The sequence below is a fragment of the Marinobacter sp. genome, from assembly GCF_039977835.1.
Taxonomy (GTDB): domain Bacteria; phylum Pseudomonadota; class Gammaproteobacteria; order Pseudomonadales; family Oleiphilaceae; genus Marinobacter.
Window position 1 is genome coordinate 52,353 of record NZ_JBDWCL010000060.1, and the last position, 15,131, is coordinate 67,483.

At 58.7% G+C, this 15,131-nt stretch carries 12 protein-coding genes; 6 read left to right on the forward strand and 6 right to left on the reverse strand.

The features are described from left to right. Positions 1-22: 22 nt before the first annotated feature. Positions 23-766: an SDR family oxidoreductase gene (locus ABJM11_RS16935; protein ID WP_348293728.1), complete on the reverse strand. Its 744-nt coding sequence runs from the start codon at positions 764-766 to the stop codon at positions 23-25. 154 nt (positions 767-920) lie between these two features. Here ABJM11_RS16935 and ABJM11_RS16940 point away from each other — a divergent pair, with 154 nt between their 5' ends. The 3 genes from ABJM11_RS16940 (at position 921) to ABJM11_RS16950 (ending at position 5,689) form a co-directional block, all read left to right on the forward strand. Beyond that, positions 921-2,696 (forward strand): acyl-CoA dehydrogenase C-terminal domain-containing protein, encoded by a 1,776-nt coding sequence (locus ABJM11_RS16940; protein WP_348293730.1) that lies wholly within the window; start codon positions 921-923, stop codon positions 2,694-2,696. Between the two features lie 289 nt (positions 2,697-2,985). Then, entirely contained in the window at positions 2,986-3,813 is an 828-nt protein-coding gene (tcdA, locus tag ABJM11_RS16945) for a tRNA cyclic N6-threonylcarbamoyladenosine(37) synthase TcdA (protein WP_348293731.1), read from the forward strand. Between the two features lie 28 nt (positions 3,814-3,841). Next, positions 3,842-5,689 (forward strand): sodium:proton antiporter, encoded by a 1,848-nt coding sequence (locus ABJM11_RS16950; RefSeq protein WP_348293732.1) that lies wholly within the window; start codon positions 3,842-3,844, stop codon positions 5,687-5,689. A 5-nt stretch (positions 5,690-5,694) separates the two neighbouring features. Here the strand turns inward: ABJM11_RS16950 and ABJM11_RS16955 are convergent, their stop codons facing one another. The 4 genes from ABJM11_RS16955 to ABJM11_RS16970 all read right to left on the reverse strand — a co-directional run bounded on the left by ABJM11_RS16955 (position 5,695) and on the right by ABJM11_RS16970 (position 9,217). Further along, the gene (locus ABJM11_RS16955; RefSeq protein ID WP_348293734.1) at positions 5,695-6,684 is read right to left on the reverse strand and encodes an NADP-dependent oxidoreductase; all 990 of its coding nucleotides are present in this window, start codon (positions 6,682-6,684) and stop codon (positions 5,695-5,697) included. Between the two features lie 60 nt (positions 6,685-6,744). Further along, complete coding sequence (locus ABJM11_RS16960; protein ID WP_348293735.1) at positions 6,745-7,233, reverse strand: thioesterase family protein; 489 nt, start codon at positions 7,231-7,233, stop codon at positions 6,745-6,747. Further along, a complete protein-coding gene (locus ABJM11_RS16965; RefSeq protein WP_348293737.1) occupies positions 7,226-8,317 on the reverse strand; it encodes an SMP-30/gluconolactonase/LRE family protein in 1,092 nt (363 codons plus the stop codon). Before ABJM11_RS16965 ends, ABJM11_RS16960 begins: the two co-directional genes overlap by 8 nt. A 105-nt stretch (positions 8,318-8,422) precedes the next feature. After that, entirely contained in the window at positions 8,423-9,217 is a 795-nt protein-coding gene (locus ABJM11_RS16970; RefSeq protein WP_348293738.1) for an alpha/beta fold hydrolase, read from the reverse strand. A gap of 416 nt (positions 9,218-9,633) precedes the next feature. On the opposite strand from ABJM11_RS16970, the gene ABJM11_RS16975 reads away from it, so the two are divergent. From ABJM11_RS16975 to ABJM11_RS16985, 3 genes are all read left to right on the forward strand, one after another. Further along, a complete protein-coding gene (locus ABJM11_RS16975) occupies positions 9,634-10,698 on the forward strand; it encodes an AraC family transcriptional regulator (RefSeq protein ID WP_407070010.1) in 1,065 nt (354 codons plus the stop codon). Next, complete coding sequence (cls, locus tag ABJM11_RS16980) at positions 10,695-12,131, forward strand: cardiolipin synthase (RefSeq protein WP_348293741.1); 1,437 nt, start codon at positions 10,695-10,697, stop codon at positions 12,129-12,131. The genes ABJM11_RS16975 and cls overlap by 4 nt, the downstream gene beginning before the upstream one ends. A gap of 108 nt (positions 12,132-12,239) precedes the next feature. Continuing rightward, positions 12,240-12,914: a GntR family transcriptional regulator gene (locus ABJM11_RS16985; RefSeq protein WP_348293743.1), complete on the forward strand. Its 675-nt coding sequence runs from the start codon at positions 12,240-12,242 to the stop codon at positions 12,912-12,914. Positions 12,915-12,926: 12 nt separating this feature from the next. On the opposite strand, the gene ABJM11_RS16990 is transcribed toward ABJM11_RS16985, so the two are convergent. Next, the gene (locus ABJM11_RS16990) at positions 12,927-15,080 is read right to left on the reverse strand and encodes a patatin-like phospholipase family protein (protein WP_407070011.1); all 2,154 of its coding nucleotides are present in this window, start codon (positions 15,078-15,080) and stop codon (positions 12,927-12,929) included. Positions 15,081-15,131: the final 51 nt, after the last annotated feature.

Here is a 15,131-nt window from a genome sequence, read left to right on the forward strand (position 1 = left end):
GGCCAGCGCCTCCACATCCCTTCTACCATGGAATAACGGAGCCATCCCAACTGAGGAAGGTTCCGTTATCGTCTTCCGTCAGACGCTCCGCCACACTCAGAATATTTGCTGCGGTTTCCTCGGGCTGGTGGACCCTGAGCTGCGCCAGTGAACGGGTAAAAGGCTTGCTCAGTGGCGATAATGTCGTGCCCGGGTGCACCGCCACACACGCCAGCGGGCGGTACTTCCTGGGCAATTCAATAGACAGGTTACGCACCAGCATATTCAATGCGGCCTTGGAGCTTCGGTAGGCATACCAGCCACCAAACCCGTTATCGGTAATGGATCCAACCCTGGCAGAGACTGCAACGATGCGCTTGAAACGCCGGTGACGAAGCCAAGGAGACATAGCCTGGATCAGCATCGCAAAACCGGTCGCATTCACGGCAAACGCATGGGCAATAGCCTGGGCGTCCAGGTCTTCCAGCCGCTTCTCGGGGGCCATTCCGGGACCATGAAGTATCCCTGCGGCATAAATCACGGCATCCAGTCCGGTCTCTACGGACAAAACCGCTTTGAGTTTTTCAGCCGCCGCCGGGGCACTGCAGCTGTCGGCAGCGTTCCACGGAACCAGCAATATCCGGCCTGAATAATCCTCGCTGAAAGCAACCGCTGACGGATCGCGGCACAGCCCCACAACCGAAACCCCCGGATCCTGCTCCAGCAGCCGCACGGCCAGTGCGTGGCCAATAGCGCCGGATATCCCGGCAATCAATACCTGCTTCATAGACACTCCCGGCCCATATCACATCATCAAGTGAAACCCTCAGAGGGATACGAATATTTCTGGTTTCAGACCGGCCCTCGCAGTGAACCGGAAATTAAAACGGGCGTATGAATAGAGGCGTTGACACCAATTCCTGCATTGAGGAGAAACTTCCATGCAATACCAGGCTCCGGCGAACGACCTTCGCTTCTTGCTGTTTGATGTCCTTGGCGCGGACAAGCTCCATGAACTGGAAAAGTACGCAGACGCCACCCCTGACCTGATTTCGGCGGTCATCGATGAGGCCGGCAAGCTTGCTGCGGAGGTGATCCAGCCTACCAACCAGGTCGGCGACCGCCAGGGTTGTCAGTACAACCCGGAAACCCACGAGGTGACCACACCGGATGGTTTTCGCGAAGCCTACACCAGATTTGTGGAGGGTGGCTGGACCGCACTGGATGCCCCGCTGCAATACGGCGGTCAGGGACTGCCCCATACACTGAAGTTTGTAGTGGATGAGATGGTTTGCTCGACCAACCTGTCACTGGGCATGTACCCGGGCCTGACTCACGGTGCCATAAGCGCTCTCTATGCCCACGGCTCCGAGGAGCTGAAAGACACCTACCTGGAAAAACTGATTTCCGGCCAGTGGACCGGCACCATGTGCCTGACCGAACCCCAGTGTGGTACCGACCTGGGTCTGATCCGCACCCGTGCCGCCCCCAACGACGACGGCTCCTACGCCATCGAAGGCACCAAGATCTGGATCACCGGTGGCGAGCACGATCTGGTGGACAATATCGTACACCTGGTACTGGCCAAGCTGCCCGGCGCGCCAGACACCACCAAGGGTATTTCCCTGTTTGTCGTGCCCAAGGTGCTACCGGATACCGGTGAGCGCAACCGGGCCTTCTGTGGCGGGCTGGAGCACAAAATGGGCATCAAGGGCTCGGCCACCTGCGTGATGAACTTTGAAGGTGCCAAAGGCTGGCTTGTGGGCGAACCGAACAAGGGTATGAGCGCCATGTTCACCATGATGAACGAGGCCCGCCTGATGGTCGGCATGCAGGGGCTGGGTCTGGCAGAAATGGCGTATCAGGAAAGCCTGGGGTTTGCCCGTGAGCGCCTGCAAAGTCGTTCCCTCAGTGGGCCCAAGAACCCGGACGGCTCGGCTGATCCGATCATCGTGCATCCAGACGTACGCCGCATGTTGATGCGCCAGAAGGTGCTGAACGAAGGCATGCGTGCGCTGGCCCTGTTCACCGGCCACAAGCTGGACCTGTCGGTGGCCCACGGTGACGCTTCGGTTCGCGAATCCGCGGATGATCTGGTTCAGCTGCTGACCCCGGTGGTGAAGTCTTTCCTCACCGACGAAGGCTTCAACAACGCCAACACCGGCCTGCAGGTGCTGGGCGGTTCCGGTTTCACCACTGACTGGCCATTGGAGCAACTGGTCCGGGATGGCCGCATCGCCCGCATCTACGAAGGCACCAACGGCATACAGGCGATGGATCTGGTGGGGCGCAAGCTCAGCCTCAAGGGCGGTCAGCTGGTACGCACTCTGTTTGCGGAACTGACCGGCTACCTCAAAGAAAATCCGGAATCGCCACACCGGGAGGAGTTGAAGGGTGCCATAAAGTCGCTGGAGTCGGCGACGATGTGGATCGCCAGCAATGCTCCCACGGATCCGGAGCAGGCCGGAGCGGCCGCAACGCCTTACCTGCGCCTGATGGCCCTGACCGTCATCGCCTATCTCTGGTCTCGCATGGCCGGTGTGGCCAAGGCTCAACTGCATGCCGGCGAAGGCAACAAGCCGCTACTGGAAGGCAAACTGGTCTCGGCCCGCTTCTACTTCGAGAAGCTGCTGCCGGAGATCCAGTGGCTGCAGCAGGACATTGAGAGCGGAAAAGAGTCGCTCATGGCGTTCGAAGACGACCACTGGGCAGCATAACCTGGCATTTCCGGCCATGCCTGAAACTATGGCCGGAAATGACTGATATTTGTCAAGCACTGACCTTCCGGGCGACACGTTTATAAACGATACTGATTACGTTGATTAGTGTCTCTGAACTAGTCCGGCCCACCCCCGTCGGGTTGGGCACTTGCTTGCCGGCCACGCTCTCGCGTGGCCGTTTTTTTTTGCGCCTGGCAGTCACTCCCTCCGATATCCTGACCCACCATCCATTAGAGACAGCCGGTAGGCCTGGGGTACAATCGGGACTTTTCGGCGGAGATGCAGTATGACGGGTGACGATTTCCACTTCCGCTTCGGCGGTATCGAACGATTGTATGGTCGCAGGGCCCTGGAGCGCTTCCGTCACGCTCATATTGCCATTGTTGGCCTGGGCGGGGTCGGCTCATGGGCAGCGGAAGCCCTGGCTCGCTCAGGTATTGGTATCTTGACGCTGATTGATATGGACGACATCTGCGTTTCCAATACCAACCGTCAGCTCCACGCTCTGGCAGGCCAGTACGGCCGCACCAAAACCGATGCCATGGCCGAGCGCCTGCGGAGCATCAACCCGGAAGCCGATATCCGTATTCACTTCGGATTTCTGAATACCAAAAACGTCGACGAACTGATCACTCCGGACATGTCTGGAGTGGTTGACGCTATTGATAGCGTCAAAGCCAAGGCCGCATTGATCTCACATTGTCAGCGGCAGAAGATTCCGCTGGTTTGTGCCGGCGGTGCCGGAGGCCAGATGGACCCGGCCCAGATTCGCGTCGGTGACCTCAGCAAGACGACTCAGGATCCACTGCTGGCAAAAGTTCGCAATCTGCTGCGCAGGGAATACGGTTTCTCACGCAATCCCAAACGGCGTTTCGGAATCGAAGCCGTGTACTCCCTTGAGCAGCTCACGTATCCTGCAGGAGACGGTGAGGTGTGCCTTCAGAAGCCGGCCACCGAAGGCCCGGTCAGGCTGGATTGCGCCTCAGGATTTGGCGCCGCCAGCCCCGTCACCGCCAGTTTCGGTTTTTTCGCAGCGGCCAGGCTTCTGACCCGACTTGCGCGCAAGGCGGAAGCGGACACCGCAACAACCTCCCCTGCCGGACAACAGAACTAACCCACCACTCAATGGAACTGATGCCAATATGACCGTCAGCACTGTTTTTCTACTTGCCTGCATCGGTGTGCTCTCGCTGTTCTGCCAGTGGCTCGCCTGGCGCGTGCGCATGCCTGCAATCCTGTTTCTGCTGGCTGGCGGTATAGCGGCCGGCCCGTTGTTCGGCTTTCTGGACCCGGAGGCCGTGTTCGGCGATCTGTTATTCCCGGTAATTTCCCTGGCGGTCGCCATCATCCTGTTCGAAGGCAGCCTGACCCTGCGGTATGAAGAGATCCGCGGCCACGGCAAGATGGTTCGCAACCTCATTCCTGTCGGCTCTGTGGTCACCTGTTTTATCGGCACTCTTGCTGCCCGCTGGATACTGGAGGTGTCCTGGGAAGTGGCGCTGCTGTTCGGGGCCATATCCATTGTCACCGGCCCAACGGTTATTGCACCCCTGCTGAGATCTGTCCGGCCGGACGCCAAACTTGCCAACATCCTCCGGTGGGAAGGCATCATCATTGATCCGGTCGGCGCCCTGCTGGCGGTTCTGGTATTCGAGGGCATCGTGTCATGGGGCCAGGGCAATGTGTTCGGCCATTCCATGTACATCTTCGGAAAAACCCTGGCGGTGGGCTTTGTGCTTGGCGCAGTAGCGGGCTGGCTTAATGGTATTGCCCTGCGCAAACACCTGTTGCCCCAGTACCTGCATAACGCCGGCACCCTGACGTTCATGCTCGGCGTCTATGCCCTGTCCAACGAAATGGCTCACGAATCGGGCCTGCTGACGGTCACCGTGATGGGCATCTGGATGGCCAACATGAAACAGGTGCCCATCGACGCCATTCTGGAATTCAAGGAATCCCTCAGCGTGCTGCTGATCTCGGCTCTGTTCATCATCCTCGCCGCACGGGTCGAGTTTGGAGCCATTGCCCAACTGGGCTGGGGCCTGGTGATCGTGCTCGCGCTACTGATGCTGGTGGCGCGCCCTGTGAGCATTTTTCTGTCGGCCCTCGGCACTAACCTCAAATGGCGCGACAAGCTGTTTCTGAGCTGGATTGCCCCCAGGGGCATCGTGGCCGCAGCGGTATCCGCCCTGTTCGCGTTCCAGCTACAGGAGCTGGGATACGAGAGTGCCGGTGCCCTGGTGCCTCTGATTTTCATGCTGATCATTGCCACCGTCACCCTGCAGAGCCTCACCGCGCGACCACTGGCCAAGTTGCTTGGGGTGGCCGAACCGGCCGCCTACGGCTTCCTGATTCTGGGCGCCAATCCGGTAGCACGAAAAATCGGCCTGGCCCTGAAGAAACTGGAAGTACCTGTCACTCTGGCAGATACCAACTGGGAGAACGTCAAGCAGGCGAGGATGGAGGACCTGCAGGTGTACTTCGGCAACCCGGTGTCCGAACACGCGTCGACCCATCTTGACCTGACCGGCATTGGCAACCTGCTGGTCATCTCCCCCTACAAACACATGAACTCACTGGCCACCTATCACTTCCTGGACTGGTTTGGTAAGAATTCGGTACTGACCCTGGCGGAAGGAGATCAGGACCAGAAAGCCAGACACCAGACTGCCGAGAAAATTCAGATGACCCGGGGGCTGTTTGGCGGGGTGAGCTATGCCAAGCTTGCCAGCCTGGCCAGCCAGGGGTACGCCGTGAAAACCACCCAGCTCAGTGATGAATTTACGTTTGGCGACTTTCTGGAAAAGTACGACCGCCAGGCGATGGTGCTGTTTGTACTGGACACCCGCGAGCACATCACGCCGGTCAGAAGTATGGATGACATCAAGCCCGAAAAAGACTGGACCCTTGTCAGTCTGGTGCCGCCCCAGGCCAGGAAGGAACGCAAGGAGCGGGATACCGGCGAAGCGCCTGAACCCACCCCTGCCTGATCACATCAACGGGTACGGCAGTCAAGCACCAGTTTGCCTCTGACGTGCCCGCCTTCGAGCAGCCGGTGAGCCTCTGCCACCTGATCCAGCGTAAACGTCTCGTCAATGTGGACCCGCACATCGCCGTCCTCGATCAGTTCGGCAATCTCGTCAAGATGGAACACGTCGGGGCGTACGGTCATGCCGTGGGCCCTCAGCCCCAGCGCTTCCGCTGCAGTAATGATTTCGTCTGCGGTAACCGTGGGAATCGTCACCAGCACACCATGCTCACTGAGGGTGTGCAGGGAACGCTTGCCGGCCTCGCCACCCACCAGGTCCAGAACCACGTCCAGGCCGTAGCATTCGTCCACCACATCGGTCGTGTGATAATCAATGACTTCGTGAACGCCGAAAGCCGCCAGAAAATCACGGTTGCTTGCCGAGGCCGTGGCGATGACATGGGCGCCTCGCTCCAGAGCGAACTGCACCGCAAAATGGCCTACACCACCGGCGCCGGCATGAATCAGCACCTTCTGGCCCGCTTCCAGTTCCGCCACCTCGAACAGTGCCTGCCACGCCGTCAGTGCTGCCAGGGGCAACGCACCGGCCGTTACCAGGTCCAGCTCCTCTGGCACAATGGCCAGCTCGTCGGCACGGGCAACGGCATATTCTGAATAACCTCCACCCGTGGCAGGAAAACCTACCATGCCCATTACCCGGTCACCAGGCACCAGGGTGGTTACGTCACTCCCGACGGTAAGCACTTCGCCGGCGGCATCAAAGCCCGGAGTCCATGGCAGACGACCCTCAATCTGCCGCGCAACGAAGCCCAGCCCCTTCCGGGTTTTCCAGTCAATGGGATTCAGCCCGGCGCCGGCCACCCTGAACAGCACCTCCTCGGCACCGGGCTGCGGTATTGCGGAAGATTCAATCCGAAGCACGTCAGCATCGCCAAATCGGTCATAGACCACGCGGCGCATGGCATTGCCTGCATTGGACTCAGTGGTGTTTTCCATGATGTTCTCCAGACAGCTTCAGGGACAGGACAGAATCATTTGTTCAGACTAGCAGAAACTTCACAGTGTGGTATCAACGGCTGCCTCAAAGCCGCAACCGCCCTCCACCATCGCACCACCGAGGATTTCAGCGTACTCAGGAGGCATCCGCGAGGGCCGCTGGCTTTTCAGGCTGACACACGCATGGGTGGACACCGCCCTTACCAGTGTCTTGCCGTCGGATTCCCGCACCAGCTGAAACTGGCGTGCCGAACGGAAACGGCCGTCAAACCCGGTCAGCCAGGTGCCCAGCAGAAGCCGGTCGCCGGCATTGGCAGCGGCCAGGTAGTCGATTTCCGTACGGGTAATGGCCATGGCCTTACCGGTTTTTTCATGCAGTTCCCAGGTCATCCCCAGGCTGTCGATATGCTGCCAGCTGATTTCCTCGAGCCAGCGCACATACACCACGTTATTGGCGTGGCCGAGCCTGTCGGTATCCTCGTCACGCACCTCAATGGCCATGGTGAATGGCCGGGGAAGGTCCCAGCCCACAGGATTGCCGTTACTCATTATCGTCTTCTCCCAGACCCGGAATGGCCGATAACGCTAACCGGCCGATACGGTCGTTGTGAAGTGAACCAAAGTAGAGATAACCTTCATGGGGGTTAACCGACGTAATCTCCTGCAAATGGCTACCACGGGTATCGTGCAGGCTGGTAATGACCTCGCCATTCTCGTCCATTGCCACCACCAGCCCGTACTCCTGAGGCTCTGGCAGGAAGTAGTCCGGCAGTTTGGCCAGCAGATCCTTTAGCCAGGGCTGTCGGTGCAGGGCATCAACCTGGGGATTTCTCAGAGTGGGAAAAGCCACCCAGTAACGGCCTTCATTGTCGACCGCCAGGTTATCGGGAAACCCCGGCAGATTGTCAGCAAAGACCTCCGCCTGGCCGGGATTACGGCCGCCGATCCAGTACCTGAGGATCCGGTACTTCCAGGTCTCGTTGACCAGCACATACTCACCATCCGGCGAGACCGCTACCCCATTGGCAAAATGCAGGTTGCTCAGCAGAACCTCGGTTCGTTTCGTAGCCGGGTCGTAGCTCAACAGGCGGCCGTGGGGGCGCATTTCCAGTAAATCCAGCTGGTAGTCCGGCAGACGAAAGCGGGAGCTGGCGTCGGTAAAATAAATAACGCCGTCCGGGGCAATGTCCACATCGTCGGCAAACCGGAAGGGCAGCCCCTCCGCCTCGCGGGTCAGCAGGGTTATGGTTTTATCGGGTGCAATGGACAACAACCCCTTGATGGCATCCGCGACGATCAGGTTGCCCTGGTGGTCAAACACCATGCCCAGAGGCCGACCCCCGGTCTTCAGCCACTTCTCGACCCGCCCGTCGGGCCAGACCCGGACAATCCAGCCGTCCTGAGTACCGGCATAGAGCACGCCGTCGTCATCCACCGTGGTGTCTTCGGGACCGTAAACCTCTCCCCTGGCCAGAAGATCGGCCAGCCGCAAGCGCTCGTTAGGAGCCAGCTTGCCGGTCAGTGGCTGAGGTGACGGAGCTTTCCAGGACTGGCTGTTGATAGGCGAAGGCGACAACAGAAAACTGCCCAACACCAGAAAAACGATCAGCAAAGCTCCGAGAAGCCACTTCATAGATGATGCCTGTTCCTGTCAGATACAATGTGGTCACCTTATCAGACCCCCGCCCCGGGCTGAACTGGCGAGTGTTACCGCCCCCAAAGGTGCCCGCGGAAGGCCTTACTGATCCGCCAGGAAACGGCGACACAGCGCAGCGAAGCTGTCCGGCTTTTCCGCATGCAGCCAGTGCCCCGTGCCGGCAATGATACGCAGATCGGCGTTGGGAAAACGTCGACGGATATCCTCGCGATGCTTCTCCTGAATGTAGGCGGAATCGGCACCCTTGATAAATAACACCGGCCCCTCAAACGGGACATCGCCCTCGGGCGCCTGGGCAAGTTTCGGATAACACTGTTCAATCACTGGCAGATTCAGCCGCCAGCGATAGGGCCCAGGATGTTCGTTACGCTCGTCGTTCGTCACCCGCACCAGGTTTTTCAGCAGAAACTGCCGGACACCGGGCTCTTCAACATAGTCAGCCAGCACCCTGTCAGCATCCTGACGCGACCGTATCGAGCCCAGGTCCACGGAGTTAAGGCCCTCCAGAACAACATCGTGGCGGGGGTGATAGGTTACCGGCGCGATATCCGCGACAATAATACGATCAACTCGCTCCGGAGCCTGGAGCGCCACCTGCATTGCGGTCTTGCCCCCCATGGAATGGCCCAGGATCGAAGCCTTGTCCAGACCCCGGGCATCCATGTAGGCCAGCACATCGCCCGCCATGGCGGGGTAATCCATGGTATCCGTATGCGGCGAACTGCCATGGTTGCGTTGGTCCAGAGCATGGACCTGCCACTGGTCCTGCACCCGGCGGCTGATACCACCCAGGTTATCGAGTGAGCCGAACAGGCCATGCAGAAGGATCAGCGGGGGGCCATCGCCGGTAATACGGTAGTTGAGCTCAACACTCATGAACAGGATCTCCTGTGACACCGGTAAACCGTCTACATTACCATCGGTGGATACAGGCACAAGAGGAAAGAGGGCCGGGGAACAACAGGAACGGTTGTTGGGACAAAAAAGCCGGAGTTTCCTCCGGCATCAGGTCATAAAACTTGATGGGTTCCGACCACAACAGCCGGAAGCATCAGCAGTAGTACATGCTGTTCAGATATTCAGCCAGTGCAGCGATGTTGGAACGTTCCAGCTCGTTATGGGGTACAAAGATTTCCAGATCCATGAAAACACCTCCTGTCGCAATCTGTTTGGTGAGAATCCTCAGTAACTTAATGCTATCGTTGTTACAGTGATTACCCATTGACAGGCTGTTCCACAGGCTTGACATTTTGTATCAGCATGGATGAATTCCCGTTAACCATTAACCAAAGGTGACCGTGAACGCTCCCCACACAGAAGCCACCACATCGCCACTGGTTGCAGCTTCAAGTACGCTGGCACTGGTTCACTACCTGGACCGGCAAGGAGTATTGGATATTCCTACTGTGGAGCGAATTACCGGCTTCCATAGCAATGAACTGACCGATCCGGATCTCCGGATTCCCGCTGAATACCATTACCGTCTTTGGGAATATGCCGAACAGGCCACCGGTGACCCGGCGGTCGGGCTCCATGCCGGCCAGGTAATCGACCCTGATCGTATGGGGCTGGTGGGCCACGTGTTCTTCAATTGCGATACCCTTGGCGAGGCCGTTACCCAGTATGTTCGCCTGCACCGGCTGATCAATGAATCCGTCACACTGAGTTTCGAGCAGTCCGGTGACCTGGCCATTCTCACCTGGCAAGCAGATTCCCCCGCACACTATTGTCGCCAGGATATGGACCGGACACTGGCAGCCGCGCTGTGCCGCACCCGGCACTTCATTCATCCGTCCATTGTCGCCGAATGGGCCCACATCGCGCACCCGGAACCATCCTACGGGAAGGAATACCAGCGCCTTCTGGGAGGGAGAACCTATTTTGGCTCCGGCACCACCCGCCTTGCTTTCAACAGCCGGCACCTGAGCCATCCGATTCCACACCGCAATCCCTATGTGTATTCAGCGGAGCTCAAACAGGTCAACACGCTGCTGGCCCGTCTACAGAGCAGACGTACGTTTGGCCGCAAGATCCGGCGACTGATTTCCCGCCAGATGGCCACCGAACGTATTGATGCCGACACCCTCGCCAGACAGTGCCACATGAGCCGCCAGACGCTTTACCGGCGGCTGAAAAAGGAAGGACTGGGGTTTCACGAACTGGTAGAGGAGGTTCGCAAGGATAAGGCCATGCGCTATGTGGCAGCGGACCATTACGCGCTAGGCGAGATCGCTTTCCTGCTGGGTTTTTCCGAGCTCAGCGCCTTCAGCCGGGCTTTCAAACGCTGGACAGGGATGGCACCGGCCCAGTATCGGGCCCGCCACCAATCCGGCGAAGCCAGGGAAGCACCAGAATGACACTCCCCGAGATCTCCTGGCTCGCCGCCATCATCGGGTTGCTCTATCTGGCTGCAGCCACCTGCATTTACCGGATACTGATGACATACCGGACGGCCCAGGGCGCGCTGGCCTGGGTTCTGGCGCTTATCGGCCTGCCCTACATTGCCGTGCCCATGTTTCTGCTGTTCGGGCGCAACCGGTTCGGAGGTTATCTGAGTGCCCGGCGAATCGGCGACGCCCCACTGACCGAGCTGCTGAATCACTTTGAGCAACAGGCCGCGTCCATCAATCAGCAGGGTCACGAGCATTTTCACGATGAACTCCGGGTGCTCTGCAAGCTGGGGAGGCAGCCCTTCACCAAAGGCAACCAGTGTGACCTGCTGAAGGACGGCGAAGCCACCTTCGATGCATTGTTCGATGCCATGGAAAGCGCTCGCCGTTATATTCTTCTGGAGTTCTATATCATCCGCTCCGACAAGATCGGCCAGCGCATCAAGTCGATTCTGAAACGCAAACTCGCCCAGGGCGTGGAAGTGTGGTTTCTATACGACGACATTGGCAGTGTCTGGCTACCACGAAAATATCTCCGGGAACTGGCCGCTGCCGGGGCGAATGTTGCGTCCTTCGGCGACGGCAATCTTCGCCGCATGCGGCTGCAGGTGAATTTCCGCAATCACCGCAAACTGCTGGTTTGCGACGGAGAAGTGGGGTTTGTCGGGGGCATTAACCTTGGCGATGAGTATCTGGGCACAGCCATGGATGAGGAGCCCTGGCGCGACAGCCACTGCCGTATTACAGGGCCGGCAGTAACCGGTCTGCAACTGGCATGGCTGGAAGACTGGAACTGGGCCAGCGAGGAGTTCCCGACCCTCAACTGGTCGTCCTCCATGCCCCCGCGCGGTGATCAGGAAGTGCTTATTCTGCCCACCGGGCCGGCAGACACCTATGAAACCTGCACGCTGTTCTTCCTGAACTGCATCAATAATGCCCGCGAACGGATCTGGATTGCTTCGCCCTATTTCGTGCCGGACTTCCAGATCATGAATGCCCTGCAGCTGGCGGCGCTCCGGGGTGTGGATGTGCGCATCATCATCCCGGAAAAGTCCGACAGCCAGTTGATCAGACTTGCTGCCTACTCATACCTGGTACAGGCATCCCAGGCCGGCATCGCCATCTATCAGTATCAACCCGGGTTCATGCACCAGAAGATGGTACTGGTGGACAACCGCTACGCTGCGCTCGGTACAGCCAACCTGGACAACCGGTCCATGCGGCTGAATTTCGAGATCACCGCTATCAGCACCGCCAGCGACTTTGTTGACGGTGTCGAACGCATGCTGGAGGAAGACCTTGCCAGCTGCCGTTTGATGACCGAGCGCGACTACCGGGACCGTTCCATCCTTTTCCGCCTGGCCTGCAGAACCGTTCGGCTGGCAGCCCCACTGCTGTGAAACAGGCCCATGCCACGACATCGGTTTCGAAGTGACCATTTTCCGGACGTGAAGAATGTGAGAGTATTCCAGAACCACTGAGCCAGCACGCTGTAACGAAGCAGGACCATGACCACATTCAAGCCCCGCGAAACCCTGACCGAGCAGGTCGCACGCCACATTGAAAATCTCATCGCATTTGGCCAGCTTCGCTCCGGCGAGCGCATTTACGAAAGCGCCATGGCAAAACAGATGGACGTCAGCCACGGCTCGATCCGGGAAGGCCTGTTGTTACTGGAAAAACGCCACCTGGTGCAGAACGTGCCTCGCAAAGGAGCATTTGTCACGCCGCTGGATGAGTTTTTTGTGCGCAGTCTATATGAGGTTCTGCAGCTGTATCTGACCCATACCGGTCGCAAGCTGGTACGGCAGCGGCAACCCGCTGACATGGACAAGCTCGAATCCCTGTATCAGCGAATGAAAGCCTGCCACGACAATAATAATCTGCTCGCATTTCTGGAACTCGGCATTGAGTACACTCAGGCGTCCCTGGCCTACGCTGACAACTACTTCATTGTTTCGGCGATTGAAGACCTCTGGCCCTCCGCTAAGCGTTGTGCCTTTGTCGCATTTCAGCGTGGGGGAAATCGCGTGCTGGAGGACAACCTGGAGCACGTGCGTGAATCCATCGACGCCATACGAGCACACGATGAGGAACGTCTGGCAGGGATTCTGGCGAAATACGCCGAACAGCAATGCCAGCAGGTTCTGGAAGCCATTGGCAACAAAACAGCCAGTGCCTGACGCCCTGACTGATCAGTCAAACAGACGGGTAAAGGAAAACCCGAGGCTCAGGTAAGCGCTCCAGTCGTCTTCATTGTTATAGGCCGTGGCAATCTGAAGCGGCCCCAGAAATGATTCAACGCCGGCAAACACACTGGCTGAGTGCAGCAGATTGTTCCAGCGGGCATCTCCCAGCGACGACCAGGCGTTACCGGATTCAAAACCCACTCCGGCAAACCAGGGCACAAAGGGTCCACCGAATTCCTGCCTGGCAAAGACACTGGCAAGGGCCGCATCTTCACCGGCCACCTCGCCCTGACTATAGGCTGACAACCGGCGAAAGCCTCCCAGCAACACCGAATTCTCGATACCTGCAACACCGCGGGTCACGGTATTTGCAAATAGAAGACCGGTAATGCTTGTTTTGTCCCAGCTTGCTGTACCCAAAAGCATGACCCGGACCGAATCAAAGTGGCGGTCAGACCCAAGACCCGGGCGTTCGATTCGGCCCCGGATACCCGCATAGCCGCCAGATTCAGGAAGGAAGGTGTCGTCCAGGGAATCATGGACCAGCCGCAGGCTGACACTGCCACTCTGGATTGAGCCAGAGGGGGCCACCGGTTCGCCCACCTGCTCGTCGACGGTGGCATACCCGCGCTCATAGACAAGACGGATCTCGCCATTGACCCCAAGCTCGGTTCCCACGGAGAGGTCTACCTGGCGGTTGGTGATATCCACCTCGGTGATACGCTCGCCGTCACCATCGAACGCACTCAGATTCTCGCGGGTATACTCTCCTCCTACCGTCAGGAAACGTTTGAAGCCGTAGTCCAGGGGTTGGAACCACTCGGTCCGGACCCATGGCTGGGTTCCCAGCTGGAGCCCGGTTGCCCACTCACCACCAAGGGCATTGAGGCCGGTCATACGCAATGACGTTGCCAGATTGAAGCGGGTTTCATTCTCGAAATTGTCTTCGTAGTTCAGGCCGAAAGAGAGGTAGTTCGGCCCCCAGCTCTTCTCCTGAACCCGGATAACAAGATCGGTACCGCCGGACTCCGATGGCACCAGGGAATAGGAAACGGTTTCGTAGTAACCGAGGCCATATATGCGTTTGAGATCTTCCTCAAGTGCAGTCATATCCAACGGTTCGCCGACTTTCTGGCGTATGCGCTCACGGAGAAAGTCACCGGCCAGACGGGAGTCATCATCAATGCGGACCGCGGTAATTCGCCCAGGACTGAATGAGTGTGCCTGCACCTGGCTGCGGAAGCGCTGCCACTGATCGTCACTCACGCTCAGGTGGCGAAGCTCGCCCGCATGCTTGCGGGCGCCGCTGGCACCGAGCTCAAACAGCGCAGGCGCCTCGTAGAAATCCGCCGAGGACAGTCCTTCCAGGTCCGGCCGGATGAGTATGTCCTGATCCGACAGAAGCTCCAGCTGCTGTTCGGTATTCTGCCGTGTCATCATGGTGGTGAGCTGACCGACCACCGAAAAGGCCTCCCGGATTTCCTCCCCTTCCAGCAGTGGGTCAGTGATGTCCACCGCGATGATGATCTCGGCACCGCGATCCCGGGCCACACTGACCGGCAGGTTATTGGCCACGCCGCCATCGACCAGCAACCGACCGTCCAGGCTGACCGGGGCATAGACACCGGGGATACTCATGCTGGCTCGAATCGCCTCGGAAAGATTGCCTTTGCCGATGACGACCTGCTCCCCGGTTTCCAGATCCGTGGCGACCGCACGAAAGGGAATCGCCAGCTGGTCAAAATCCTCTACCAGTGAGGCACTGCGGGTAAGTTCGTTGAGAATAAAACCGAGGTTCTGGCCGGCAATAATGCCTCCCCCCAGATGAAGCCCATCCAGGCGTACCCCAAGACCTGGCGCCACCGGAAATCGCCAGTCCTGGCGCTTTCGCCTGACGGGCTTGTAGGCGCGGCCGGGATCGTCACGAAAACTCGAGACCCAGTCCATCTCGATAAAACGTTCTTCGATTTCGTGAACGTCCATGCCCGAGGCATAGAGGGCGCCGACGGCCGAGCCGGCACTGGTGCCCACCACGATATCCACCGGTACCTTCAGCTCTTCCAGCACCCGCAGTACACCGACATGGGCCATACCCTTGGCGCCACCACCGCTGAGCACCAACCCTACCTTTGGCCGCCCTGCATCGGCCAGCGCCGGCATTCCCGCCAGCACTACAACTACCAGAACCAGTAATCTCAATACTGACATCAT